At 45.5% G+C, this 25,344-nt stretch carries 17 protein-coding genes and 3 pseudogenes; 7 read left to right on the plus strand and 13 right to left on the minus strand.

Translation table 11 applies throughout. From position 1 onward, the window contains the following. Window positions 1-91 precede the first annotated feature (91 nt). Window positions 92-466 (plus strand): annotated as a pseudogene (locus tag ACIG3F_RS12750) (transposase); the annotation flags it as partial. 51 nt (window positions 467-517) lie between these two features. Here the strand turns inward: ACIG3F_RS12750 and dnaJ are convergent. The 4 genes from dnaJ to ACIG3F_RS12770 all read right to left on the minus strand — a co-directional run bounded on the left by dnaJ (window position 518) and on the right by ACIG3F_RS12770 (window position 6,492). Next, the gene (gene dnaJ / locus ACIG3F_RS12755; protein WP_005104999.1) at window positions 518-1,636 is read right to left on the minus strand and encodes a molecular chaperone DnaJ; all 1,119 of its coding nucleotides are present in this window, start codon (window positions 1,634-1,636) and stop codon (window positions 518-520) included. 104 nt (window positions 1,637-1,740) lie between these two features. After that, window positions 1,741-2,118 (minus strand): hypothetical protein, encoded by a 378-nt coding sequence (locus ACIG3F_RS12760; RefSeq protein ID WP_121979984.1) that lies wholly within the window; start codon window positions 2,116-2,118, stop codon window positions 1,741-1,743. Between the two features lie 130 nt (window positions 2,119-2,248). Continuing rightward, the gene (locus ACIG3F_RS12765; RefSeq protein ID WP_396470213.1) at window positions 2,249-5,386 is read right to left on the minus strand and encodes an efflux RND transporter permease subunit; all 3,138 of its coding nucleotides are present in this window, start codon (window positions 5,384-5,386) and stop codon (window positions 2,249-2,251) included. Window positions 5,387-5,388: 2 nt separating this feature from the next. Next, window positions 5,389-6,492 carry an efflux RND transporter periplasmic adaptor subunit gene (locus ACIG3F_RS12770; RefSeq protein WP_396470214.1) on the minus strand — a complete coding sequence of 368 codons (1,104 nt, stop codon included), beginning with the start codon at window positions 6,490-6,492 and terminating at the stop codon, window positions 5,389-5,391. A gap of 148 nt (window positions 6,493-6,640) precedes the next feature. Here ACIG3F_RS12770 and ACIG3F_RS12775 point away from each other — a divergent pair, with 148 nt between their 5' ends. The 3 genes from ACIG3F_RS12775 (at window position 6,641) to ACIG3F_RS12785 (ending at window position 11,700) form a co-directional block, all read left to right on the plus strand. Then, the gene (locus tag ACIG3F_RS12775) at window positions 6,641-7,264 is read left to right on the plus strand and encodes a TetR/AcrR family transcriptional regulator (protein ID WP_396470215.1); all 624 of its coding nucleotides are present in this window, start codon (window positions 6,641-6,643) and stop codon (window positions 7,262-7,264) included. Between the two features lie 149 nt (window positions 7,265-7,413). After that, window positions 7,414-10,098, plus strand: coding sequence for a phosphoenolpyruvate carboxylase (ppc, locus tag ACIG3F_RS12780; RefSeq protein WP_396470217.1), 2,685 nt, complete (start codon window positions 7,414-7,416; stop codon window positions 10,096-10,098). Window positions 10,099-10,404: 306 nt separating this feature from the next. Next, on the plus strand, window positions 10,405-11,700 hold the full coding sequence (locus ACIG3F_RS12785; protein ID WP_004647682.1) for a solute carrier family 23 protein: 1,296 nt from the start codon (window positions 10,405-10,407) through the stop codon (window positions 11,698-11,700). Window positions 11,701-11,966: 266 nt separating this feature from the next. Here the strand turns inward: ACIG3F_RS12785 and ACIG3F_RS12790 are convergent, their stop codons facing one another. The 7 genes and pseudogenes from ACIG3F_RS12790 to ACIG3F_RS12820 form a co-directional block, all read right to left on the minus strand. Further along, window positions 11,967-12,146, minus strand: coding sequence for a hypothetical protein (locus ACIG3F_RS12790; protein ID WP_004280844.1), 180 nt, complete (start codon window positions 12,144-12,146; stop codon window positions 11,967-11,969). 308 nt (window positions 12,147-12,454) lie between these two features. Further along, window positions 12,455-12,742, minus strand: coding sequence for a chorismate mutase (locus tag ACIG3F_RS12795; RefSeq protein WP_004647685.1), 288 nt, complete (start codon window positions 12,740-12,742; stop codon window positions 12,455-12,457). Then, window positions 12,723-14,045, minus strand: coding sequence for a hypothetical protein (locus tag ACIG3F_RS12800; protein WP_396470226.1), 1,323 nt, complete (start codon window positions 14,043-14,045; stop codon window positions 12,723-12,725). The genes ACIG3F_RS12795 and ACIG3F_RS12800 overlap by 20 nt, the downstream gene beginning before the upstream one ends. A 178-nt stretch (window positions 14,046-14,223) precedes the next feature. Beyond that, window positions 14,224-15,519 (minus strand): RNA-guided endonuclease InsQ/TnpB family protein, encoded by a 1,296-nt coding sequence (locus ACIG3F_RS12805; RefSeq protein WP_396470219.1) that lies wholly within the window; start codon window positions 15,517-15,519, stop codon window positions 14,224-14,226. A 177-nt stretch (window positions 15,520-15,696) separates the two neighbouring features. Continuing rightward, the gene (gene ilvD, locus ACIG3F_RS12810; protein ID WP_004647688.1) at window positions 15,697-17,382 is read right to left on the minus strand and encodes a dihydroxy-acid dehydratase; all 1,686 of its coding nucleotides are present in this window, start codon (window positions 17,380-17,382) and stop codon (window positions 15,697-15,699) included. A 126-nt stretch (window positions 17,383-17,508) separates the two neighbouring features. Then, a pseudogene (locus ACIG3F_RS12815) lies at window positions 17,509-18,420 on the minus strand (RNA-guided endonuclease InsQ/TnpB family protein); the annotation flags it as partial. A gap of 122 nt (window positions 18,421-18,542) precedes the next feature. Beyond that, entirely contained in the window at window positions 18,543-19,667 is a 1,125-nt protein-coding gene (locus ACIG3F_RS12820) for an RNA-guided endonuclease TnpB family protein (RefSeq protein WP_396470220.1), read from the minus strand. A 54-nt stretch (window positions 19,668-19,721) separates the two neighbouring features. Between ACIG3F_RS12820 and tnpA the strand changes: the two genes are divergently transcribed. Then, on the plus strand, window positions 19,722-20,120 hold the full coding sequence (tnpA, locus tag ACIG3F_RS12825) for an IS200/IS605 family transposase (RefSeq protein ID WP_071850135.1): 399 nt from the start codon (window positions 19,722-19,724) through the stop codon (window positions 20,118-20,120). A gap of 68 nt (window positions 20,121-20,188) precedes the next feature. On the opposite strand, the pseudogene ACIG3F_RS12830 reads toward tnpA, so the two are convergent. Continuing rightward, window positions 20,189-20,584: pseudogene (locus tag ACIG3F_RS12830) on the minus strand (helix-turn-helix domain-containing protein); the annotation flags it as partial. A 197-nt stretch (window positions 20,585-20,781) separates the two neighbouring features. Further along, window positions 20,782-22,611, minus strand: coding sequence for a dihydroxy-acid dehydratase (ilvD, locus tag ACIG3F_RS12835; RefSeq protein ID WP_026055737.1), 1,830 nt, complete (start codon window positions 22,609-22,611; stop codon window positions 20,782-20,784). Window positions 22,612-23,022: 411 nt separating this feature from the next. Between ilvD (ACIG3F_RS12835) and fmt the strand changes: the two genes are divergently transcribed. After that, window positions 23,023-23,985 (plus strand): methionyl-tRNA formyltransferase, encoded by a 963-nt coding sequence (gene fmt / locus ACIG3F_RS12840; RefSeq protein WP_044109793.1) that lies wholly within the window; start codon window positions 23,023-23,025, stop codon window positions 23,983-23,985. Further along, on the plus strand, window positions 23,982-25,289 hold the full coding sequence (rsmB, locus tag ACIG3F_RS12845; RefSeq protein WP_085064401.1) for a 16S rRNA (cytosine(967)-C(5))-methyltransferase RsmB: 1,308 nt from the start codon (window positions 23,982-23,984) through the stop codon (window positions 25,287-25,289). The genes fmt and rsmB overlap by 4 nt, the downstream gene beginning before the upstream one ends. The last annotated feature ends 55 nt before the right edge of the window (window positions 25,290-25,344 follow it).

The following is a 25,344-nucleotide window of genomic DNA, read 5'->3' on the forward strand; positions in this document are numbered from 1 at the left end:
AATAACCTTCCTCAAGCTTAGCTAAAATTTTACGTCTAAAATGTTCTGAATAACTCATTGCACCATTGTATTGGTTTTATAATGATTTGACTATAGAGATCAGCAAAGTGGCAAGCACTTTAGCTTTCTCAGCAATAACTTTCATTTAGCCGCCTCCACCATTGCGGCGATTTATAAAGATCGTTGGAAAGTTGAGCTGTTCTTTAAGGCGATTAAGCAGAATCTCAAATTAAAAGCGTTTCTAGGCCGCAGCAGGAACGCAATTCAGACACAAATCTGGATTGCGATGATCGCCTATTTATTGGTGAGTTTCGCTCAACATTTAGGGAAAACAGGTTGGACAGTTCAACGTTTACTCAGAATAATTCAAGTGAATTTGTTTGAAAGAAGAACTTTAAAAGCTTTATTTTCACCCGATAAAATACCCATAAAACAAGAGGAAGCTCAAATGAGCTTCCTCTTGTGAAAAATTGTGGGACAGCAATGCGCCTCAGCGTCCTTTTTTACTTTCACTCAATTAATCAAACAAACGATCAAAGAATGATTTTTTCTTTGGCGATGATTTGCTGTCTTCACCATCCATGGTTTCTTGCAGTTCTTTCAACAGTTCACGTTGACGTGCACTTAAATTTACTGGAGTTTCTACCACAATACGGCACAACAAGTCACCTTGCATGCTGGTACGTACCGGTTTAACACCCTTACCACGTAAGCGGAACAGTTTACCTGTTTGCGTACCTTCCGGAATTTTCAGACTAACACGGCCATCCAGCGTAGGAATCTGAACTTCCTTACCTAAGGCTGCATCAGCAATTGATACCGGCACATCCATATACAGGTCAGCGCCATCACGCTGGAAGATTTCATGCTCACGCACCACCACTTCTACGTACAAGTCACCTGACTGACCATCACGGATTGCTTCACCCTTACCGGTCAAGCGAACGCGGTCGCCATTATCCACACCCGCAGGAATAGTGACTTCCAGAGTTTGCTGACGATCCGACACACCTGAACCATGACATTTATTACATGGGTTCTTGATGATCTTGCCCTGACCGCGACAGGTGCTACAGGTTTGCTGTACCGAGAAGAAACCTTGCTGCATGCGCACTTGACCGGCACCATGACAGGTACGGCAGGTTTCTACATCGTTTGGATTTTTTGAACCTTTACCATCACAGGCATCACACGGTGCCGGCGCAGTAAAGGTAATAGTTTTCTTGACGCCTTTGACCGCTTCTTCCAGGGTCAGTTCCATCACATAGCGTAAGTCAGAACCACGGCGTGCGCGTTGCTGGCCACGACCACCACCGCCACCAAAAGCACCACCGAAAATATCACCGAACTGGCTGAAAATGTCTTCTGCGCTGAAACCACCGCCGAAGCCGCCACCGCCGCCCATACCACCTTCAAAGGCCTGATGTCCCATACGGTCGTACATGCTGCGCTTTTCACCATCAGAGAGCACTTCATAAGCTTCTGCTGCTTCTTTGAATTTCTCTTCAGCTTCAGCATTGTCCGGGTTACGGTCTGGATGATATTTCATCGCCAACTTACGGTAGGCTTTTTTGATTTCATCATCACTAGCGGTTTTAGCGACGCCCAAAACCTCATAATAATCACGTTTAGCCATGTCTGGCGATGCTCCTCACGGAATTTTGTTTAATATTCAACTGAGGTCTGAAATTGGGGTGAAACCGAGTTTTACAAGGGGAAATATGAAAAAAATTATGCGCTTTAGAACACAGCTTTGTTTTGAGAGAATTTATGGATGCCTTTAAACCAGGCATTGATCAAGAAAATAAAGGCAATAAAGCTGAAAATCACCCCGGTCACCACACAGGCTTTGACCCATAACTGGCTGTCCCAGGCAAAGAAAAACAGTGGAATAAACCACAGCGCAGCGAAAATCGCCAAAATGGTATAAATCACGATATTACGCATGATCCACAATGCCTGTGCCTGCAACCAGACCTCGGCATAATCAACTTGAGCGACTTTACGTGCGAACCAGTAGGCCAATAGTCCACTAAACAGGGTAAATAAGGCCAAAAACATGAAGACATAGGCCACGGCTACGGAACGTCGCATCTTGGTTAATGTCACTGGAGTCATGTCTGGTTCAACCTCATTACTGCCCTGGCAGTAAGGCCAAAACAGCAATTTTTTATTTTTTGAATTATAAAAATCTCAGCTGCTACTATATTGAAAATTTCAATATTTCGCACCTGAAATTATGACAATTTTAAACAGAATTTAAACTTTTTTTCACTTTAAACCATTGTGCATATAAGGCAGGCAGGAAAAACAGGGTCAGAAGTGTCGCCACAATTAAACCACCCATAATGGCCACTGCCATCGGCCCGAAAAAAATACTGCGGGACAAGGGAATCATGGCTAAAACAGCGGCCAATGCGGTCAAGACAATCGGGCGACAACGGCGGACTGTGGCATTGATAATGGCATCCCATGGGGATTCTCCGGCCTGAATATCCTGCTCGATCTGGTCAATCAGAATCAGGGAATTTCGCATGATCATTCCAGAAAGCGCAATCGTCCCGAGCATGGCCACAAAACCAAAAGGTTTATTGAAAAGTAACAGGAATAACACCACCCCGATAATGCCTAAAGGTGCGGTCAGGAATACAATAAAGGCCCGTGAGATGCTCTTGAGCTGAATCATTAACAGGGTCATCACCACCGCCAGGAATAAAGGCATGCCGGCATTGACCGAGTTCTGCCCACGAGCCGATTCTTCCACCGTCCCGCCCACTTGCAGCAGATAGCCATTCGGCAGCTCTGCCCGGATTTTTTCCAATGGCTCTTTGAGTTCATTGACCACAGTAGCGGGCTGCAGTTTGCTACGAATGTCGGCACGCACGGTAATGGTCGGCAAGCGATTACGATGCCAGATCAGGCCTTCTTCAAAGCTGTATTCAATCTTGGCCAGCTGCGCCAAAGGTACCGATGTACCGGTTGCGGTCGGCACAGCCAGACTGGCTAAAGATGCTACCTCCACCCGTTCAGCCTGAGCACCACGTAAACGGATTTCAATCAGTTCACGTTTTTCCCGATACTGATCAATGCCGGCCCCCAAAATCGAGCTGTTGAGTACATTGGCCAGTTCACTGCTGCTCACCCCCAACTGACGGGCACGATCCTGATCAATCTGCAATTTGATGACTTTGCTCGGCTCGCCCCAGTCCAGATGTACATTGGTGGTATTCGGATTTTCTCCCACGGTGGCTGCAACTTTCTGCGCCCATTCACGGACTAATCCTAAGTCTTCACCCGACACCCGGAATTGTAGTGGATAGCCCACAGGTGGGCCATTTTCCAGCAAGGACACCCTGGTACGCACTTCTGGCAATAACTTTCGAATCTGGTCACTTAAGGATTTGCGGATTTCATTGCGGTCTTCCAGCGAGGAAGCCAATACCACAAACTGGGCAAAGCTGGTTTGCGGCAGCTGCTGATCGAGCGGTAAATAGAAACGCGGCGATCCCATCCCAACATAAGCCACATAGTTATCAATGCCCTCTTGTTTTGATAAAAAGGCTTCGACTTTTTTTACTGCAGCTTCAGTGGCCTTCAGTGATGCACCTTCTTCAAGTTTGAGATCCACCAGAATTTCAGCCCGGTTCGAGGGCGGGAAAAACTGCTGCGGCACCAGCTTAAACATTAAAATAGACAGAATAAAAATTCCGACCGTGGCAGCAATGACAGTTTTACGATAGGTCACACAGGCATCGACCCAACGGCGAAAACCCCGATAAAACCGGGTTTGATAGGGGTCATAATGTTTACCGGCGTGATGCACAATCGGCTGAGGTTCTGGCTGTTTGCGCAGACGTGCCCAGAGACGCTGGTACCACGGCGCTTTTTGAATTAAATCCTTGTTGAAATCCGGCAGAAGTTTATCGCCTAAATATGGCACAAACAGTACCGCGGCAATCCAGGACACCAGCAATGCAATGGTCACCACCTGGAAAATCGAACGGGTATATTCCCCGGTACTCGATGCTGCAGTGGCGATCGGCAGGAAACCAGCAGCGGTAATCAGGGTGCCGGTCAGCATCGGAAAAGCCGTGGTGCGCCAGGCATGCCCGGCTGCCTGTAAACGGCTATAACCCTGCTCCATTTTAATCGCCATCATTTCAATCGCGATAATGGCATCATCGACCAAAAGACCCAGGGCCAGAATCAGCGCTCCCAAAGAAATTTTATGCAGTCCGACATCAAACAGCTGCATACCGGCAAAGGTCATGGCCAGCACTAGCGGAATGGAAAATGCCACCACCAGACCAGTCCGGAAACCGAGCGAGAAAAAACTGACCAGCAATACGATAATCACCGCTTCTGCTAGCACTTTCATAAATTCGTTAATACTGCGTTTGACTGCCACCGGCTGATCGGAGACTTTTTGCAGCTCCATGCCGAGTGGCAGGGCTTTTTGCAGGCGGGCGAATTCCTGTTCCAGATTTTTACCCAAGGCAATGATGTCCCCACCCTTGCGCATCGATACAGCAATACCAATGCCGTTTTCGCCCATAAAGCGCATCCGGGGCTGTGCCGGATCACTAAAGCCTCGATAGACTTCTGCGACATCTCCCAGCTGAATAGTTTTGCCATTGACCAGCAGCGGCATCTGTCTTAATTCTTCAACACTGTTTAATGCACCACTGACCCGCACCTGAATCCGGTCTGAACCGGTTTCAAAAAAACCGGACTGGGTGGTGGCATTTTGCTGCTGCAGGGCTTGCTGAATCGCCATGACTGGAACGCCCAGCTGAATGGCCTTGGTATTGGAAATCTCAATCCAGATTTTCTGGTCTTGTAGGCCAATCAGCTCAACTTTGGCAACATCTTTGACCCGTTGCAGTTGCAGCTGTAAGCGGTCGGCGTATTCCTTGAGGGTCGCATAGTCAAAATCTTTACCCTTGAGCACATAAATATTGCCAAAGGTATCGCCGAATTCATCATTAAAGAACGGCCCTTGTACCCCTTGTGGCAATTCATGCCGGATATCGCCCACCTTCTTGCGCACGTTATACCAGACATCAGCGACATCTTTCGAAGCCAGGGAATCCTTGGCAACAAAAGTCACCATGGATTCACCCGGACGCGAATAGGCCATGATGCGCTCATACTGTCCCGTGGTCATCAGTTCCTTTTCAATCCGGTCAGTGACCTGCAGGGAGATTTCTTTGGCACTGGCACCCGGCCAATAGGTCTGGATTACCATGACTTTAAAGGTAAAAGGTGGATCTTCACTTTGTGACAGTTTGGAATAAGAGACGATGCCGATCAGACCGAGCAGGATCATGAAATACAGCACCAGACCTTTATTTTTTAAAGCCCATTCCGACAGGTTAAAGTTCATGCTTAACTCCCTGCCTGAATGGTCACACGATGGTTTTCACGATCAATCGGATTGATTTTTTGCTGGTTACGCAGCAGATGTACGCCACCAATCACCACATAGTCTTCCGGCTTGAGCCCACTGAGTACAGGAACACTGTCCCGGCCATAGGCACCGAGCTGGACCGGGACTTTACGTAAGGTATGATCGGGCTGCACCACCATGACATAAGCCTGCTGATCCGTTGCCGAGACACTGGATAGCGGCACACTGAGCATATTGTCGCGGCTGTGCTGAAAAAACACCCGGGCACTTTGTCCCAGCTGGATCTGGCCATTGCCTTCACGTAAGGAAACTTTAACCCTGAAGGTACGCGACTGGTCCGCTGCCGGTGAAATCTCGCGGACAATGGCGGCAAATTTTTCTTCAGGTTTGGACCATAAGGTGACTAGGGCCGCTTGCCCCACCCTAATTTCAGCAATTGCCTGTTCCGGCACCCCAATCACCACTTCACGCTCGCCGGCAATTGCCAGTTCATACGCCGCCTGCCCGGCAGCGACCACCTGACCTGTTTCAATATTGCGTGCAGTGATTACGCCGTTTCTGGTGGCAATCAGCTGATTATAAGCAGTCTGGTTTTTAGCGGTATCATAATTGGATTGTGCCTGCTTCAGATTTGACAGGGCGGTCTTGTACTGGTTTTCGATCGCGTCATATTGTGAGCGGCTCACGGCATTGGATGGCAATAACTGCTTGAAACGTTGTAATTCATCCTGAGCAATCTTAGTGGCAGACTGCGCGCTTTCCAGCTGGGCACGTGCTGCATTCAGCTGCAGCTGGGCATCTTTGACATCCAGAGTTGCCAGGACTTGCCCGACTTTGACCTGGTCACCCACATCGGCGAAGCGCTGGGTCACCTGTCCAGCGACCCGAAAGGCCAGCGCCGTTTGCTGGCGCGCCTGCACATCACCGGCATAACTTTTTAATTCATGCTGTGAAGTGGTGGGTGTGGCCACCATGACAAAGGGAACTTCCTGTTCTGCTGCAGCAGTATCTTTGCTGCACCCGGTTAAGGTCACGCTGCAAAGCACCACCATGCCAGCCAACACGCTGTAAATCCTGCTCATCTTATTCGCTCTTATCTGATCATCTTTTTTCGGGCAAACTATGCTGATATATTGAATTGCTTATTTTTTAATTAATATACCACCCGGCACACTAATTACAACAGAACCCTCAAAGCAATGACCAAGTTGACTTTTTTTGGAAGAAATTGTGCAAATACCTGTAGGACGACCGAAAGATCTGGAGAAACGCCAACGCATCCTGAGCGCGGCCAAAGCGCTATTTTTAGCGCATGGTTATCATGCCTCCAGCATGAACCAGATTGCCCGTGAAGCCGGGGTGAGCAAACTGACGGTGTATAACCATTTCCAGGACAAAGCGACGCTGTTCAGCTGTGCCATTGAAGATACCTGTGAAGCCATTCTGCATGAACATCCTCAGCTTTTGCAGCCAAGCAGTGACTTTGCGCAGGAGTTTTATCAGGCCTGTCAGCGCGCTTTAAATATTATTCATCTACCGGAAGCGATCAAGCTGGACCTGCTACTGATGGAACTGGCCTCGCAGCAAAGTCCTCTGGCAGAACAGTTTTATCAGGCCTCACATAGCAAACTGGATGCAGTCTGGAATGATTTTTTTACCCTGGCCCAGCAGTACCGCTTTATTCAGGTTGATCTTCCAGAAAAACAGACCGAGCTGATCGTATCCCTGCTGACCGGAACCCGTCATCAGAAAATCCTGCTGGGTCTCAGCCTTCCCCCTTCAAGCGAAGAACAGCAACAGATCATTAACGAGGCCATTGAACTGTTTATGCTGAAATATGCCCTGCCGGATTAACTCCTTTCCTTCGGACTGATCGCCGATAACCGTATGTGGCCTAAAAGTTGCTAAAAAAGCAGCCAATGCTCTGCAACTTTTGTCTCTAGGGGACTTGGATTGTCATGCAGTCGCGGTATAGTCAAAGCATGCATGTGAGGGAATAAAAAATGATTCAACAGATTGATGCACCACTACGCGAAGACGTACGCTTACTGGGTAATTTGCTTGGGGAAACCTTAAAATTACATGCCGGGCAGGATTTGTTTAATCAGATCGAGCAGATCCGTGCCCTGTCCAAAGGCGCTCGCGATGGACAGGTCGAAGCAGAAAAACAACTGGAACAACTGTTTTTGAGTCTGGAAGATGCCGAAATCCTGCCGCTGACCCGCGCCTTTACCCACTTTTTAAACTTTGCCAATATTGCCGAACAATATCATGTGGTACGTCGTCGCCGTCAGAGCGAGTTTGATGACACTGCAGAATCGCCCAATCCTCTGGTACCGTTATTTGAAAAATTTAAACAGCAGGAGATTTCTGCCGACACGCTATACCAGCAAATTTGTGAATTAAAAATTGAACTGGTCCTGACCGCGCATCCGACAGAAGTCAGCCGCCGCACCCTGATCCAAAAATATGATGGTATCAATAATGCCCTGTCCAAATTCGACCAGCAGAAACTCACGCCGCGTGAACGTCAGGCGGTGTTGGCAGATCTGAAACAGCTGATTAGCTCGGCCTGGCAAACCGATGAAATTCGTCAGCATCGCCCGACCCCGATCGATGAAGCCAAATGGGGTTTTACGACCATTGAACAGACCTTGTGGAATGCGGTTCCGAAATTTATCCGGGAATTAAATGGCATGGTCGAACAACAATGCGGCCAGAACTTGCCCTTAGATATTGCACCGGTACGTTTTGCTTCCTGGATGGGTGGTGACCGCGATGGCAACCCGAATGTCACCCACAATGTGACGCAAGAAGTGTTGTGGCTGTCACGCTGGAAAGCTGCCGATCTGTATTTACGCGATATTGAGAACCTGCGCTGGGAACTCTCCATTCAGCAATGTAGTACGGAAATCTCCGAGGCATTGGGTCAGGATCATCCGGAACCCTATCGTGAATATTTACGTGATACCCGTAGCCGCCTGAAAGCGACCCGACACTGGCTGGCAGAAAAATTAAAAGGCAATGATGCCGATGACAGTCTGGTGATTAAAAGTAAAGACGAACTTTTACAGCCACTCCTGACCTGCTACCGTTCGCTGATGGACTGCAACCTGGCCGAAATTGCCAATGGCAGCCTGCTGGACTTTATTTATCGGGTAAACAGTTTTGGGATCGAACTGCTAAAACTGGATATCCGTCAGGAATCGGGTCGTCACCGTCAGGCGATTTCTGCGATTACCGAATATTTAGGACTGGGGAATTTTGAAACCTGGACTGAACAGGCACGGCAAAACTTTTTACTGCAAGAGCTGCAAAGCAAACGTCCGTTGCTGCCAAAACATCTGAATGAGCCAGCAGGCAGCCTGATTGAACATCCGGATGTACAGGAAGTGTTTGCCACCATGCGTACGCTAGCCGAGCAACCGAGCGAATCTCTGGGTGCTTATATCATCTCGATGGCGGAATATCCAAGTGATGTGCTGGCGGTTTTATTGCTACAGAAAGAAGCCGGCATCAAGCAGGCGCTACGGGTTGTCCCTCTCTTTGAAACCCTGAAAGATCTAGATTGTGCAGCCGCAACCATGTCGACCCTGTTCAATATGCACTGGTACAAACAGCATATTCAGGGCAAGCATGAAGTGATGATTGGTTATTCGGATTCTGCCAAGGATGCCGGTTTTATGTCGGCCAACTGGGCACAGTATCGTGCCCAAGAAGAATTGACGGCGATCGCCCAGCAACATGGCGTGCAATTGACCCTGTTCCATGGTCGTGGTGGTTCAATTAGCCGTGGCGGTGCGCCAACCCAGCAGGCACTCTTCTCTCAACCGCCAGGGTCGATTTCAGGTGCGATCCGGGTGACTGAACAGGGCGAAATGATCCGTTTCAAATTCGGTCTGGAAGAAATCGCCCTGCAGAATCTGGAAATTTATACCGCTGCAACACTGGAAGCGACCTTACTCCCGCCACCTGAACCCAAACAGGAATGGCGCGACTTGATGCATCAAATGACCGAGCTATCGGTGCAGGTCTATCGCCAGACCGTCCGGGAAAATCCGCATTTTGTGAAATACCTGCGTACCGTCACGCCAGAACTTGAACTGCAAATGCTGCCACTGGGTTCACGGCCGGCGAAACGTAAAGTCAGTGGTGGGATTGAATCACTGCGAGCGATTCCCTGGGTCTTTGCCTGGACCCAGATTCGCCTGATGTTACCGGCCTGGCTCGGTACCGGTGCTGCATTAAATGCGGTACTGGATCAGGGACAACGCACGGTACTGGATGAGATGCTGGCAGAGTGGCCGTATTTTCAGACCCTGATTGATATGCTGGAAATGGTACTGTCCAAAGCCGATGCCAATGTGGCGCTATATTATGAATCGCATTTGACTCAGGATGAAGATCTTAAAGTTCTGGGAACAGAACTGCGTCAGCGTTTGCAGGATGCTGTACAAACCCTGTTGAGCTTAAAAGGCGAATCGAAACTCCTGAGCAGTAACGGTGTACTGGATCAGTCGATGAAAGTACGTAAACCCTATTTGTTACCACTGCACTTACTGCAAGCTGAACTGATGAAACGTCGCCGTTTATATCTGGAACAGCAGCAGGCTGAAAATACCCCGGTCGATCATGCCTTAATGGTCAGCATTGCCGGCATTGCAGCCGGTTTACGTAATACCGGCTGATTTTTCGCCCTCGCATTCAAAGCACATCCTGGTGATGTGCTTTTTTTGTACATGAATTGGCCAAAACCACTCACTGCATCGTATTTTTTATAACTAAAATAACAAATCTTTATGAGTGAATTTTAAGCATAGCTATATGATTAATCCACTGATTTAACGCTACTTTTATATTAAAAATATTTACCAATTGATAAAAAATAAATAAAAGTCAATGAATTAACTTGAACAAAAAGTTGAAAGGAGTGATTAAAACTTCCAAAAAACCGGAGTATGATGTGCACAATTTATCTTTTGAGTGCTCATTTTATGTCCAGTTGGTTTCCCAAATGGCGCCCGTATGAGGGCAGTATCGATGCACGACCAGTAGGTACCGCAGAGTATTTGCCACCCGCACAAACGGTAGTTTTGGGTGTACAGCATGCCTTTGCCATGTTTGGCGCAACCGTACTGGCACCTTTTTTAATGGGCTTTGATCCAAACCTGGCAATTTTAATGTCAGGGATCTGTACCATCCTGTTCTTTTTAATCACCGGTGGCCGGGTTCCAAGTTATCTAGGTTCAAGCTTTGCCTTTATTGGTGTGGTCATCGCAGCAACTGGTTATGCGGGTGGTGGCGGACTGAATCCGAATATTGGCGTTGCAGCAGGCGGGATTATCGCATGTGGCATCTTCTATGCGCTGATGGGCTTTCTGGTCATGGCGACGGGCACCCGCTGGATCGAAAAGCTGATGCCACCGGTAGTGACCGGTGCCGTGGTGATGATCATTGGCCTGAACCTTGCTCCAGTCACGGTTAAAAGCGTCATGGGCAACACCTTTAATATGTGGATGTCTCTCGTTACCGTGATGTGCATGGGCTCGATTGCCGTCTTTACCAAAGGCCTGCTGCAACGCCTGCTATTATTGGTCGGTCTGTTACTGGCCTATCTGATCTATTTCATGCTCAGCAATGTCATGGGTTATGGCACTGCGATTAATTTCCTGCCAATCCAGCAAGCAGCCTGGTTCGGTTTACCGACCTTCCATGCACCGACCTTTGAAGTCAATGCCATGCTGATCATCGCACCAGTTGCCTTGATTCTGGTGGCAGAAAATCTGGGCCATATTAAAGCCGTAGGCGCGATGACCGGTGAAAACCTGGATCCGCATATTGGTAAAGCCTTTGTAGCAGATGGTATTGCAACCACTTTAGCCGGTGGTGTGGGTGCGCCGGGTATGACCACCTATGGTGAAAACATTGGTGTAATGGCCGTGACACGGGTTTACTCGACCATCATCTTTGCAGTCGCGGGTGTCTTTGCTGTGTTCCTGGGTTTATCGCCTAAGTTTGGTGCGGTGATTCATACTATTCCAACGGCGATTCTGACCGGTGCTTCGATTATAGTCTTTGGTTTGATTACTATTGCTGGTGCCAAAATCTGGATTGAGAACAAGGTCGATTTTTCGCAGAACAAGAACCTGATGGTGGCTGCGGTGACCATTATTTTAGGTACGGGTGATTTTGCCCTGACTTTTGGTAGTTTCAATCTAGGTGGTATTGGTACGGCAACGTTTGCAGCCCTGTTCTTAAACTGGTTCTTCAGTCTGGTCGATAAAAAATAAAATTCAGCGATGACTGGGCACAGCCTGTTGCAAGCAAAAAGACCGAACATATATGTTCGGTCTTTTTTGTAGCCTAAAACAGTCTGTCTAGAATGAACTGTTTTAAGTGACTGGCAATTGATTCGCGTTGGCTTATTTCTGTTTTTTAAGCGCTTGCTTCAGTTGCTTCAATTTGCCTTTATGTTTTGAAATCTTTTTCAAACGTGCTTTGATTTCTTGCTTTAAAGATTTAACTTGCTTAGCCATGGTATTACTCCCTAGTAAGGCTATTCGTTAGGCTTGTGTTGTTTCACAAAACCACGAATAAATTTTCTTAATTCACGAGCAGCACTAGTATCCAGTTCTTCGCAGAGACGAATAAATTCATCACGCTCCGTACTCTGAATACGAATTAAAAGTTGTCCATCTTTCTTGCCTGTCTTTATTTTTTTGATTTGCTCGCTCATTGCTTATCTCTCCAAAATAAAGACTGCTTTGCAAAAGATGTATATACAATATATATACTTTTTAAATTAAATCAAACTTACATTGTAAAAATATTTAATAAAATCAATTTCTTTTTTTTACTACAATTTCTATAAAACCGTGCAAAGCCTGTCCAGGCAAGGCTTTAGGCAATTGGCTGAATGGGCTTTTTATGGATAAATTATTTTTGCAAAAAGGCGATGTTATGCTTAAAAATCGCCATGGCTACAGCAAGATCTCCTGCATAGCTTGAAGATCGTCCGGCGTAGTTGAACTGAAATGAGCCTGTTTAAGGACGAAACTCTTTCAGTTCACGTTGAATAAAGTATTGGAACATTTCACGGTATAGATGTTCAATAAACTCCTGATCGAGGCCCTGCTTTTGCGCCAATGCCCTAACATTTTCTACAATCTGTTCCATACGTTCTGGTGACTGCAAATCGGTTTCAGTTTTTTTGAAACGGGTGGTTTGATCAACATAAAATTGACGCGCAGCGATCAGCTCAACTAAAGCTGTATCAATGGCATCGATCTGTTGACGTGCATGTTCTAGTGATTCAGCTTTGATCTTTTCCATGTTTTTTCAGTTCACTTTCAGTTTGATTATTACTCTTATACTTTTCTTCTAACACATTACTGAAAATACTTTCAATCATCCAGACCCGATATAAGCTATTAAATGTATAACTTTGATCATCTATGCGCAGTTCCAGTACCGGGAAATTCGGCTGGGACTTCATTTCACAGAGCATATCATTGTCCTGCAGCTTGGCCAGAATATCGTCCTGGGTCAAATCGACAATATTTAACTGTTGCTGCAAATGTTTGAAATGGGGTACATAAGACAGGTCTTCACCACGGGTCCAGACAGCCTGCAAGATCTGGTACATCGCCTCAATCCGCTGTTCCTCGGGGCAGCTATAAAATAACTGTGCCATTGGCGCAATCGCCTGCTCGGTCGGTCGGCAAAACGGGGTAAATTCTACGTCCGTCCGTTTGGATAAACGTGTGGCCAGACTCCAGTCAAACTCATCCCGGCCACGATAGGACAAGGGATAGACATTCAACTGGATATTATAATAATCGGCCAGTTCTTCCTTGATATAGGCCAGCAAAAGCCAGGAGATCGGATCTTCCAGCGCGATATACAAGTCCAGTTCCGGATCCATCGACTGGATCTCGTTCAGCTCTTCAGCATCACTGATCAGATGCTCACGCCATTCAATGTGATCGATCATAAAAATCGGATTACCGGTCAGCAGTTTTTGCTGCTCCAGACGCCGGGTCAGACGCAACAGGTCATCGACTGCCTGATACTGGCGTCCGCCTAAATTAAAATAGCTGGCCAGAATCGGGGTCTGGTCAAAAATACGTTCGGGAAAGTCCTGTGGCTGATGATGACGACTGGCCATGGCATAAAGGGTTCGTAATTTTCCGGTCTGTTTTTGCCACAACATATGAAACACATCTTCCAGCAAATACAGAAAATCCTGCCCGCGCAGCGGGGTATGCCGTAAAATCAGTTCCGCCTGTTGCAAGGCTTCAGCGCTGGGCAATTCTGGCGTGTCATGAAAACTAAAACGATGCTGTTTCGACAGAATCTTGGCATCATTTAGGGTGTAGTGCTGCCATTCATCAAAAGACATCTGATTTGGGGGGGCTGCATGCGAACTAGAAATAATTACTTTCAGCGGCTTGAGCTGCGGACTTAAAATTTCTTCGAGCTGGGGCAGCTGCTGTACCGCCAGATAGCTGTACACATCATCCAGTCTTAAATGGATACTCAGCCCATCTTGAATAGATAACACCGTTTGACGGATTGGTTTCTGGTAAAACCAACTCGATCGGATTGGATCAAACCAACGGCGTAACAGGGACATGAGTTCGGCCTCGACAAAGATGACGGTGTGCAGTTCAAAAAATTGAATCTGTACAGAATAATCTATTTTTAAGATCGCAGAGCAAAAGCCCTGCATGGTGTAAAAACTTATATCAAGTCTTGACATACTCCCCCCACTTTCGACTAGCTCAAGTGGGGGATTCTAAAAGCAAAAGCTCTTAGGTGACTTCCTCACGGATTTCACTTGCTTTCTGCTTCACAGGGCGATCTTTACCGCATCTTCCCTCGACAGACAAAACGGTGTGTCCCACCGCTAAAATGTTGCGAGAAGCATTAATATCTGCATTCTCGCTAAAGCCACACTCGACACAACTAAAGTTTGCCTGAGTGAGCCTATTTTCTTTTGCAACGTGACCACATGAACTACAAGTCTGACTTGTATATTTAGGGTCAACTTTAACGAGTAAACCACCTCGCCATTGCTGTTTGTACACCAACATATTAACAAGCATTGACCAACCTTGATCTAGGATTGATTTGTTCAAGCCTGATTTAGCTTTAACATTCTTTCCTTTTTCTTCGATTGAGCCTTTGGCTGACTTCGACATATTGGCTACTTTTAAGTCCTCAACTACGATCATTGCGTGGTTTTTGCTGAGAGTTGTCGTGACTTTGTGCAAGTAGTCATGCCGAATATTGGCAATATGATGATGTAATTTATTGATCTTTAAATTAAGTTTTTTCCAATTTTGACTAAATTCGGTTTTCTTTCTCAACTTGCGTTGAAGCCTAGCCAACTTTACTTGATTGGCTTTAAAACTATTGATTGGGTCAAATACCTGACCTGTTGATATTGTAATTAATTTCTTAATGCCAAGATCAACACCAATTGCAGATTTTGATGGATGAATTGGTTGTTCGATTTCACGGTTAGTACAAAATGAAACATACCAAAGCCCACAAATTTTCTTAATTGTAATACTTGTGATTTTACCAACAATTTCTTGTGATTTTTTAAATCTTATCCAACCTGTTTTTTTAGGCAAAGAAACTCGATCACCAATAACCTCACAATCTGCAAATGGAAGTCTAAAAGATTGTTCACCATCTGATTTCTTCTTGAATCTTGGCATGAGTGGTCTAAGCTCAATCTCACCACCATCAGCCAATTTAAAAAAATTGGGTTTACGTGGTTTCCGCTTGTTTTGCTTTAAACGAGCTTGTTCTTTTTTGTTGTAAAACTTACCCCATGCTTGAGCAAGATCACGTATTTTTTGCTGTAAGCAAGCTGAATATGTTTGACCAAGAAAAGAAAATTCAGGTGTTTTTTTAAGGGGTACTAATTTTTTTTCAATGCTTTCGTAACGAATATATTCATCTTTAGCAAACATTTCAAATGATTTAGCGAGAATTTGATTCCACACAAAACGAGCAGAACCTATTGCTTGATTAAGCAATATTTCCTGTTCTTGGTTAGGCAGAAGCCTAAACTTGTAGTGTTGTAAAATCTTCATTAAATCATTGTTTATAAAAGAATTGTAGTGTTTGAATTATAGCAAAAATAAGCAATAAAACCAAGAAAACATTATCTTTAATATGGCTATCGCCACTCGCTTGTATCCCCCACCTGACTGTCGGTGAGGGTCTTACGCCCGATTAAGATAAACAAATGTTCAATGTTTAACAATGGATTAGAGGTCAAGATTCAAGTCAGTGACCGCCCCGGTTTCTGCACCTGAGGTCAGTTTGGCGAATTTGGCCAGTGCTCCATGGGTATAGTTCGGTTTTGGTTTGATCCAGGCTGCTTGACGTGCTGCAATCTCCGGCTCATCCACATGCCAGGTCATTTCCCGGGTTTCCGCATTAATTGAAATCTGGTCGCCATTTTGTACCAGACCAATCGGGCCGCCATCATAAGCTTCGGGGGTGACATGACCAATCACAAAACCGTGACTGCCACCCGAGAAGCGTCCATCGGTAATCAGGGCAACTGAAGCGCCTAAGCCCTTCCCGATAATCGCAGAGGTCGGTTTCAGCATTTCTGGCATTCCCGGGCCACCTTTGGGACCAACGCCACGAATCACCACCACTTCACCCGGCTGGACTTCGCCATCCAGAATACCGCGCATGGCACCCTGCTCACCTTCAAACACGCGAGCCGGGCCAGCAAAATGCAGTCCTTCCTTACCGGTAATTTTGGCGACCGCGCCCTTCGGTGACAGATTGCCTTTTAGAATCACCAGATGTGAGTCTTTTTTCACTGGCGCATCAAAAGGCAGAATAATCTGCTGGCCTTCCGGATAGTCCTGCACATCGGCCAGATTTTCTGCCAGCGTCTTACCTGTGACCGTCAGACATGAGCCATCCAGCATGCCGGCATCCAGCATGCGCTTCATCAGTGGTTGAATTCCACCAATCGCAATCAGTTCTGACATCAGATATTTACCTGATGGACGCACGTCGGCCACCACCGGAATATCTTTACCAATCCGCACGAAATCATCCAGACTCAATTCCACTCCTGCTGTATGTGCCATGGCTAAAAGATGCAGTACACCATTGGTCGAACCACCCAGCGCAATCAAGACTTTAATCGAGTTTTCAAAGGCGGCTTTGGTCATGATGTCGCGCGGCTTAATATCCAGTCGCAACAGGTTCATCACCGCTTCACCGGCCCGGGCACAGTCAATTTGCTTGTCTTCCGATACCGCTTCCTGTGCCGAAGAGCCCGGCAGGCTCATGCCTAAAGCTTCAATCGCAGAGGCCATCGAGTTGGCCGTGTACATACCGCCACACGAACCCGGACCTGGCAAGGAAACCTCTTCAATATGCTTGACCTGAATCGCGTTGATTTCACCTTTGGCATATTGACCCACCGCTTCAAACACTGAAATCATGTCGGTATGACCTTCACCCGGTTTGATGGTTCCGCCATAAATAAACAGCCCCGGACGGTTGAGGCGCGCCAATCCCATGATGCAGCCGGGCATATTTTTGTCACAGCCACCAATGGCAATCACACCATCATAAGCCTGACAGCCGACCACGGTTTCAATCGAATCTGCGATCACTTCCCGTGACAGCAGGGAATATTTCATGCCGTCGGTGCCATTGGAAATGCCATCTGAAATGGTAATGGTATTAAAGATAATGCCCTTGCCACCCGCCGCACTCACGCCCTGCTCTACGGTTCTGGCCAGACCATCAATATGCATATTACAAGGCGTGACATTGGCCCAGGTCGAAGCGATGCCAATAAATGGCCGTTCAAAATCGGCATCTTTAAAACCGGTAGCACGCATCATGGAACGCGCTGGTGCATTTTCAATACCTTCATAAACAGGGGCAGAATGCTCGCGGATATTATCTTTACTCATTATTCTCTTCCTGGGCGATGACCGATTTTAAGTGTCGGTCTTGGACAATTTATTTTAAGGCCATTGTTTGACATACTCCCACCACTTTCACTTTATTCAAGTGGGGGATTCTAAAAGCATCAGCTCTTAGGTGACTTCCTCACGGATTTCGCTTGCTTTCTGCTTCATCGGGCAACCTTTACCGCATCCACCCTCCACAGACAAAACGGTGTGTCCCACCGCCAAAATATTACGAGAAGCGTTAATATCCGCATTCTCGCTAAAGCCACACGCAACACATTCAAAATGTGCCTGAGTAAGCCTATTTTCTTTTGCAACATGACCGCAGGAGCTACACGTTTGACTTGTGTATTTCGGGTCAATCTTAACGAGTAAACCACCTCGCCATTGTTGTTTGTACTCCAACATATCAACAAGCATTGACCAACCTTGATCTAGGATTGCCTTGTTTAAGCCCGACTTGGCTTTGACATTCTTTCCTTTTTTCTCGATTGTGCCACTTGCTGACTTCGACATATTGGCTACTTTTAAGTCCTCAACTACGATCATTGCGTGGTTTTTGCTGAGAGTTGTCGTGACTTTATGTAGGTAGTCATGCCGAATATTGGCAATATGATAATGTAGCTTGTTAATTGTGGTGTTCAACTTTTTCCAATTTTCACTAAACTTCACTTTTTTGCTCAACTTACGTTGAAGTTTAGCTAATTTAATTTGGTTGGTTTTAAAACTGTTCTTTGGGTTAAATACCTCACCCTCAGATGTTGTGACTAATTTCTTGACACCTAAATCAACACCAACTGCGGTTTTGGATGGATGTACTGGATTTTCCAATAACTCTTTTTCACTGCCAAATGAAATATACCAATGACCTGATCTCTTACTGATTGTCACATTCTTAATTGTGCCTAGAATATCTTGTGATTTTCTAAATTTCACAAATCCTATGCCATTTGGCAGCTTAACTCGATTACCCTCAATTCGACAATATTTATCAAATTGCACCAATCTAATTGAATCGTAACCATCTGATTTTTTCTTGACATACTCCCACCACTAAACTGAAAGTTATAGTGGGGGAATCTTTGCGACCCATGCAATCAAATTGATTACACCTTTCGATGCCACACTTGCGCTGACAAGTATTGTGGCACAGGAACTCTTTACACAGCACGAAGCCCTAGTGCATCAGCTAAAGCGAAATTACGGATATTTATACTCGCATTCACATCACGATCTTCAACCAAGTTGCAACTTGGACATTCAAACAATCTGACACTTAGCGGTAACTTTTCCATCTTATAGCCACAGCAAGAACAAGTTTTTGAACTTGGTACAAATCGACCAATTTTCAAAACATTCTTGCCATACCATTCAGCTTTGTATTGTAACAGCGTTAAGAATTGCCCCCATGCCACATCCGAAATGGACTTGGCTAGTTTACTGTTCTTAACCATGTTTTTAATTCCTAAATCTTCTAATGCATACGTGGTCGCTTGGTTTTCACAGATCAAGTGATGCGTTAGTTTGTGATGTAGGTCTAAGCGTTGCAAACGTACCTTTTCATAGATACATGCAACATTTAATTTCTGACGTTGATAATTCTTGGATTCTTTTTTCTTTCGAGCAAATATCTTTTGCTGAATTGCTAATCCATTTTGAGCTTGTCGTAAATATTTTGGATTTTCAATTTTTTGACCATCCGACTGAATCAACAAGTGATTTAAGCCCAAATCAATACCAATGGTTTTATCTGCCTCAATTATTGATGCTGTTACTTTGGCTTGATTAGTTTCAACTAAAATTGATGCGTAATACTTTCCTGTTGCTGTTTTACTAATAGTGATAGTTTTAATCTTTCCATCAAATTGACGACTAAATACAGCTTTAATGCCTTTTAATTTAGGTAGATTCAGTGTGCCTTTTTCAAAATCAACACTACCATGTTGAGGGCATTGATATGATCGTTGTGGAATTTTCTTAGACTTGAACTTGGGGAATTTCGCCCGACCTTTGAAGAAGTTTCCAAAAGCCGTATAAACATGAAGTAATCCACTAAGTAGGGTTTGACTGTTCACCTCATTGAGCCATGAGTATTGTTCTTGCTTTTTCATACTCACAAGCTGATCCTGAATATCTTTTCGGCTCAGTGATTTTTTATGTTCATCATAATATTTTTGTTGAAGTGCTAAAGCCCAGTTGTAAGTAAACCTAGCACAGCCGAAGTGCTTTTCGATTAGCACTTTTTGCTCACCATTCGGATAAATACGATACTTGTAGGCTTTCATTTGAACTTCATTCATACCTATAATTTAACAAGTATTAATCTTGGTGTAAATAACATGAAGTCACATTACCACTGTGTTTATAAGCTAACTTATCATTTAGTGTTGGTAACAAAATACAGGAGAAAATGCTTTACAAATGAAATGCTCAATCGCCTTGAAGAAATCGTAAGAAAGAACTGTCAAGATTGGGAAATTGACTTGCTTGAGTTTAATGGTGAAGCTGACCACATTCATTTATTACTAGAAATGCACCCTAATATCATGCCAAGCAAGTTTATAAATAACCTCAAAACGGTATCTAGCAGACTTATACGCAAAGAATTTGATGCAGAACTAAAGCAGTATTATTGGAAGCCTGTACTTTGGACTAGGGCTTATTGCTTGCTTACAACAGGTGGTGCGACAATTGATGTAATTCGTGAATATATAAAAAATCAAGAAAGACCCGAATAACGAAAAGTCGTGCTATCCATCCCCACCTAAATTGAAGATTATAGATGGGGAATTTCGCACAGTTAGTTAAATCTAGGCATCAGTGGGCGTAACTGGATTTCAGAACCATCAGTGAGTTTGAGGAATTTGGGCTTGCGTGGTTTACGCTTATTTTCTTTTAATCTTGCATGTTCTTTTGCATTGAAAAACCTTGTCCAAGCCGAAGCCAGATCACGAATTTTTTGCTGTAGGGAAACAGCATTAGAATGATTTGCTAAAAAAGCATATTCAGGATTCTTTTTAAGACTGGTGATTTTATTCACCAAATTGGTTGCATTGATAAATTCATTCTTTGCAAACATTTCAAATGACACAACTAAAATTTGATTCCAAACAAAACGCGCAGAACCAACAAGATTGTTTAAAATAACCTCTTGCTCTTCATTAGGCTCAAGCCTAAATTTATACGCCTTGTTGATTTTCATTTTTTTTAAAACTTATTTAAATACAATGTTATATTTCTTTTATTTTAACATAAAAACGAATTAAAGCTAAATTAAAAAACTTACGAAATTCACCTCCACCCTGACTGTCGGGTGGAGTCCTCTTTCATTTTAAGATAGTTTCTTGTATAAAAAAAGCACCCCATCTGGAGTGCTATTTAAATCTGTAAAATTACAAATTAGATATCACGTACCGCACCTTTCGACGCACTAGTAGTATGCATCGCATACGCTTTCAGTGCTTTAGACACTTTACGCGGACGCTGTTCAGCAGGCTGCCAGCCTTTGGCTTCTTGTGCTTCACGGCGCGCTGCCATGGTTGCATCATCCACTGCCAGGTGAATGGTACGGTTTGGAATATCAATTTCGATACGGTCGCCATCTTCCACCAGACCAATTGCACCGCCTTCAGCCGCTTCAGGCGACACGTGACCAATCGACAGACCAGACGAACCACCCGAGAAACGGCCATCCGTTAAAAGTGCGCAGTCTTTACCCAAACCTTTCGATTTTAAGTAACTGGTTGGATACAGCATTTCCTGCATACCCGGGCCACCACGTGGACCTTCATAGCGAATCACGACGACATCACCCGCAGTGATTTTGCCGCCAAGAATGGCTTCAACTGCAGCATCCTGACTTTCAAACACACGTGCAGTCCCGTTGAATTTCAGGATTGAATCATCCACACCCGCAGTTTTTACGATACAGCCTTCTAGCGCGATGTTGCCGTAAAGTACCGCTAGACCACCATCTTGTGAGAAGGCATTGGCTGCATTACGGATCACGCCATTGTCACGGTCACCATCTAAGCGCGCATAGTAACGGTCTTGCGAGAATGCGGTCTGGGTCGGAACACCGCCCGGTGCCGATTTGAAGAATTGATACACCTCTTCATCTTCGGTACGGATGATGTCCCATTTATCCAAGGCATCTTTTAAAGTTTTTTCATGCACGGTTGGAACAGAAGTATCCAGCAAGCCCGCGCGATCCAGTTCACCCAGGATCGACATGATGCCACCGGCACGGTGTACATCTTCCATATGCACGTCCTGCTTCGCCGGCGCAACCTTACAAAGAACTGGCACATTACGTGACAAACGATCGATATCAGTCATGGTAAAGTCGACTTCTGCCTCGTGTGCTGCTGCCAACAAATGTAGAACCGTATTGGTTGAACCACCCATGGAAATGTCTAAAGTCATCGCATTTTCAAACGCTGCTTTGGTCGCGATTGAACGTGGCAATAAGCTGTAGTCATTTTGCTCATAATGACGTTTAGTGATTTCAACAATCAATTGACCCGCACGCTCGAATAATTTTTTACGGTTGGCATGGGTTGCCAGCGTTGAACCATTGCCCGGAAGCGATAAACCAAGTGCTTCAGTCAAACAGTTCATCGAGTTTGCGGTAAACATGCCTGAACATGAACCACAGGTTGGGCAAGCTGAACGTTCATATTCAGCAACTTCTTCATCAGTGAAGCTGTCATCTGCTGCAACAATCATGGCATCAACCAGATCAATGGCTTTTTCATTGCCACGGATTTTGACCTTGCCCGCTTCCATTGGACCGCCAGAGACAAATACTACTGGAATGTTCAGACGCATCGCGGCCATTAACATGCCTGGGGTGATCTTGTCACAGTTCGAGATACATACCATCGCATCGGCACAATGGGCATTGACCATGTACTCGACCGAGTCTGCAATCAGGTCACGCGAAGGCAATGAATACAACATGCCATCATGACCCATCGCGATGCCGTCATCGACCGCAATAGTATTGAATTCTTTGGCCACGCCGCCTGACGCTTCAATTTGACGTGCCACCAGCTGACCCAGGTCTTTAAGATGCACATGACCCGGTACAAACTGGGTGAACGAGTTCACCACCGCAATAATCGGCTTACCGAAATCTTCATCTTTCATGCCGGTGGCACGCCATAAACCGCGTGCGCCAGCCATATTTCTTCCGTGTGTCGATGTTTTTGAACGATAGTCAGGCATTTTATATTTCCAACAAAGTTTGAGCTTGCAATGAATCGGGCAGATCCACTCTGGCTAAATCATACTGACAAGGAGCTTAAATCAGTTGAATTTTAAACCTATCATACTACAAGCCCTTGATTTACAAGATGGCCTTTTGGGTGTAGATACAGGCAAAAATGTCTATAGAGAGATTTGGATGATCTGACGATAAAAATTTCTTAATGAAATCTACTATACCGCCATCATCATCATCAGGACAATACAAAACTTTCATGAATAATTTTTACAATTTGCATGAGTTTTTTTTATATAAAAATTCCACTGAAATTCAAGCACTCACCAAGCTTCTCGGATAAGTTTTTGCAACGATTAGGCTGAAATTTGGCTTTTGGCTTATAATAGCTTTTAAGTTTATTTGGAATTTCATGTGTGAAGATCATATTTGCAGGCACACCAGAATTTGCAGCGACTGCATTGGCTGCGTTGCTTAGAACCGAACATGAAATTGTGGCGGTCTATACTCAACCGGACCGCAAGGCCGGACGTGGACAAAAGCTCACGGCATCTGCGGTGAAGCAGTTAGCGCTTGAACATCATCTTTCGGTCTATCAGCCTTTACATTTCAAGTCATCGACTGAAGAAGGTCTGGCGGCGCAAGCGGAACTTAAAGCCTTAAATGCAGATGTGATGGTGGTGGCAGCTTATGGCCTGATCCTGCCACAAGTGGTTCTGGATACGCCAAAATATGGTTGCCTGAATATTCATGGTTCGCTGTTGCCACGCTGGCGCGGTGCAGCCCCGATTCAGCGCGCGATTGCTACCGGCGATATCGAAACAGGTGTGACCATTATGAAAATGGCAGCCGGTCTGGATACCGGGGACATGATGTATAAAACACTGTGCCCGATTAGCGCCGAAGATACATCTGCCAGCCTGCATGACAAACTGGCGCTGCAAGGTGCTGAGGCGATTGTGGCCGTGCTCGAATCGGAACAGACTTTACAGCATTATCTTGAGACCCGTGAAGTTCAGGATGAAAATCTGACTGTCTACGCGCATAAACTGACAAAAGCCGAAGCACAAATTGACTGGACCCAGCCTGCAGCAGATATTGACCGTAATATTCGTGCCTTTAATCCCTGGCCAGTGGCATTCACCCCGCTAGATGACGGCAACAATTTACGCATCTGGAATTCATCACTTTCCACACAAAAGGCAAGCAATGCCCTGCCTAGTGAAGTGATTGCCCTGGATAAAGATGGCGTGCATGTGATGTGTGGCGATCAAAATGTCATTTGCATCACCAATCTGCAATGGCCAGGCGGCAAAGCCCTGAATGCTGTTCAAATTAATCAAACTCAAAAACTATCGGTAGGATATAAATTCGCATGAGCCAAATTCAATCATCAGCTAAAAATTTGAATTTGCGCGCGCAAGTTGTAAAAACGCTATTGGCTGTACAAAATGGCCAATCACTTGCTTCTGTACTCAATCAACATATTAATATTGTGTCTGAACGTGACCGTGGTCTTTATCACGAGTTAACGCTAGGCTGTTTACGTCAGTGGCATGGCCTGAAAGCCATCACCCTGCCGCTATTAACCAAACCTCTTGATAACCAGGCTCTAGAAAGCTGCTTATATTTGGGTTTGTACCAGATTCTATGTACGCGTATTCCGGCACATGCTGCGATTTCAGAAACCGTCACTGCAGCCAAACAGCTGGGATTTGAACCTTTAAGCGGTCTGGTCAATGCGGTACTGCGTCGTGTTTCACGTGAAACAGAAGAATTTGACCTGGCTTTAAATCAGGCGCATGGCCTGCCAAGCTGGCTCTACAAGCGTTTAAAGAAAGACTGGCCGGAACAGCTTGCCGAGCTGTCACATGACTTGAAACAGATTGCGCCGCTTACCTTGCGTGTCAATATCAATCAGGTCAGCCGTGATGAATATCTGGAAATTCTGGAAGAAGAAGGCTATGAAGCACGTGCCTGTACTCTTTCTGAAGTTGGGATTGTACTGGAACAGAATGTGCATATTCCGAACCTGCCGGGCTATGAAGCCGGCGGTTTCTCGGTGCAGGATGAACATGCCCAGCTGTGTGCGACCTTAGTTCCTGACCTTGAAGGCAAAATCGTAGTAGATGCCTGCGCTGCGCCAGGGGGTAAGACTGCGCATATCTTGGAAAAATACAGCCCGAAAAAACTGTATGCCATTGATCAGGATGCTAAACGTTTAGTCCGTGTGGCAGAAAATCTGGAACGTTTACTGTTAACTGAATATGCCGACGTTGAAATTATCGCGGCTGATGCGATCACCTGGACCGCTCCGGAGCCGGTCGATTGTATCGTACTGGATGCACCATGCTCTGCAATTGGTGTGATCCGTCGTCATCCGGATATTCGCTTGTTACGTCACTCTACAGATATTCCGCAAACGGTACAGCTGCAAAAGCAGATTCTGGAAAATATGTGGCAGCAACTGAAAGTCGGTGGTACTTTGCTGTACATCACCTGTTCAATTCTGAAAGCCGAAAACGAACAGCAGATGGTCGAATTCTTTGCTCAACATGCCGATGCCAAAGAAATCAAAATCGAAGTCGATTGGGGCATCGAACAGATTCACGGTCGTCAATTGTTACCGAAAGCGGATCAAGGCGACGGCTTCTTCTATTGCCGTATAGAAAAAATTGCATAAGTCATGTGTTTAAAATGAAAGGCAGCGCAAGCTGCCTTTTTTATGGCTTGTGATT

Source organism: Acinetobacter sp. NPDC052428 (assembly GCF_044547685.1).
In the GTDB taxonomy this organism is placed as follows: domain Bacteria; phylum Pseudomonadota; class Gammaproteobacteria; order Pseudomonadales; family Moraxellaceae; genus Acinetobacter; species Acinetobacter lwoffii_G.

Excerpts from the sequence above, each read along its gene's own strand:
- dnaJ (WP_005104999.1), bottom strand. The coding sequence starts at position 1,636 with ATGGCTAAACGTGATTATTATGAGGTTTTGGGCGTCGCTAAAACCGCT.
- ACIG3F_RS12760 (WP_121979984.1), bottom strand. The coding sequence starts at position 2,118 with ATGACTCCAGTGACATTAACCAAGATGCGACGTTCCGTAGCCGTGGCC.
- ACIG3F_RS12765 (WP_396470213.1), bottom strand. The coding sequence starts at position 5,386 with ATGAACTTTAACCTGTCGGAATGGGCTTTAAAAAATAAAGGTCTGGTG.
- ACIG3F_RS12770 (WP_396470214.1), bottom strand. The coding sequence starts at position 6,492 with ATGAGCAGGATTTACAGCGTGTTGGCTGGCATGGTGGTGCTTTGCAGC.
- ppc (WP_396470217.1), top strand. The coding sequence starts at position 7,414 with ATGATTCAACAGATTGATGCACCACTACGCGAAGACGTACGCTTACTG.
- ACIG3F_RS12785 (WP_004647682.1), top strand. The coding sequence starts at position 10,405 with ATGTCCAGTTGGTTTCCCAAATGGCGCCCGTATGAGGGCAGTATCGAT.
- ACIG3F_RS12790 (WP_004280844.1), bottom strand. The coding sequence starts at position 12,146 with ATGAGCGAGCAAATCAAAAAAATAAAGACAGGCAAGAAAGATGGACAA.
- ACIG3F_RS12795 (WP_004647685.1), bottom strand. The coding sequence starts at position 12,742 with ATGGAAAAGATCAAAGCTGAATCACTAGAACATGCACGTCAACAGATC.
- ACIG3F_RS12800 (WP_396470226.1), bottom strand. The coding sequence starts at position 14,045 with ATGTCCCTGTTACGCCGTTGGTTTGATCCAATCCGATCGAGTTGGTTT.
- ACIG3F_RS12805 (WP_396470219.1), bottom strand. The coding sequence starts at position 15,519 with ATGAAGATTTTACAACACTACAAGTTTAGGCTTCTGCCTAACCAAGAA.
- ilvD (WP_004647688.1), bottom strand. The coding sequence starts at position 17,382 with ATGAGTAAAGATAATATCCGCGAGCATTCTGCCCCTGTTTATGAAGGT.
- ACIG3F_RS12820 (WP_396470220.1), bottom strand. The coding sequence starts at position 19,667 with ATGAAAGCCTACAAGTATCGTATTTATCCGAATGGTGAGCAAAAAGTG.
- tnpA (WP_071850135.1), top strand. The coding sequence starts at position 19,722 with ATGAAGTCACATTACCACTGTGTTTATAAGCTAACTTATCATTTAGTG.
- ilvD (WP_026055737.1), bottom strand. The coding sequence starts at position 22,611 with ATGCCTGACTATCGTTCAAAAACATCGACACACGGAAGAAATATGGCT.
- rsmB (WP_085064401.1), top strand. The coding sequence starts at position 23,982 with ATGAGCCAAATTCAATCATCAGCTAAAAATTTGAATTTGCGCGCGCAA.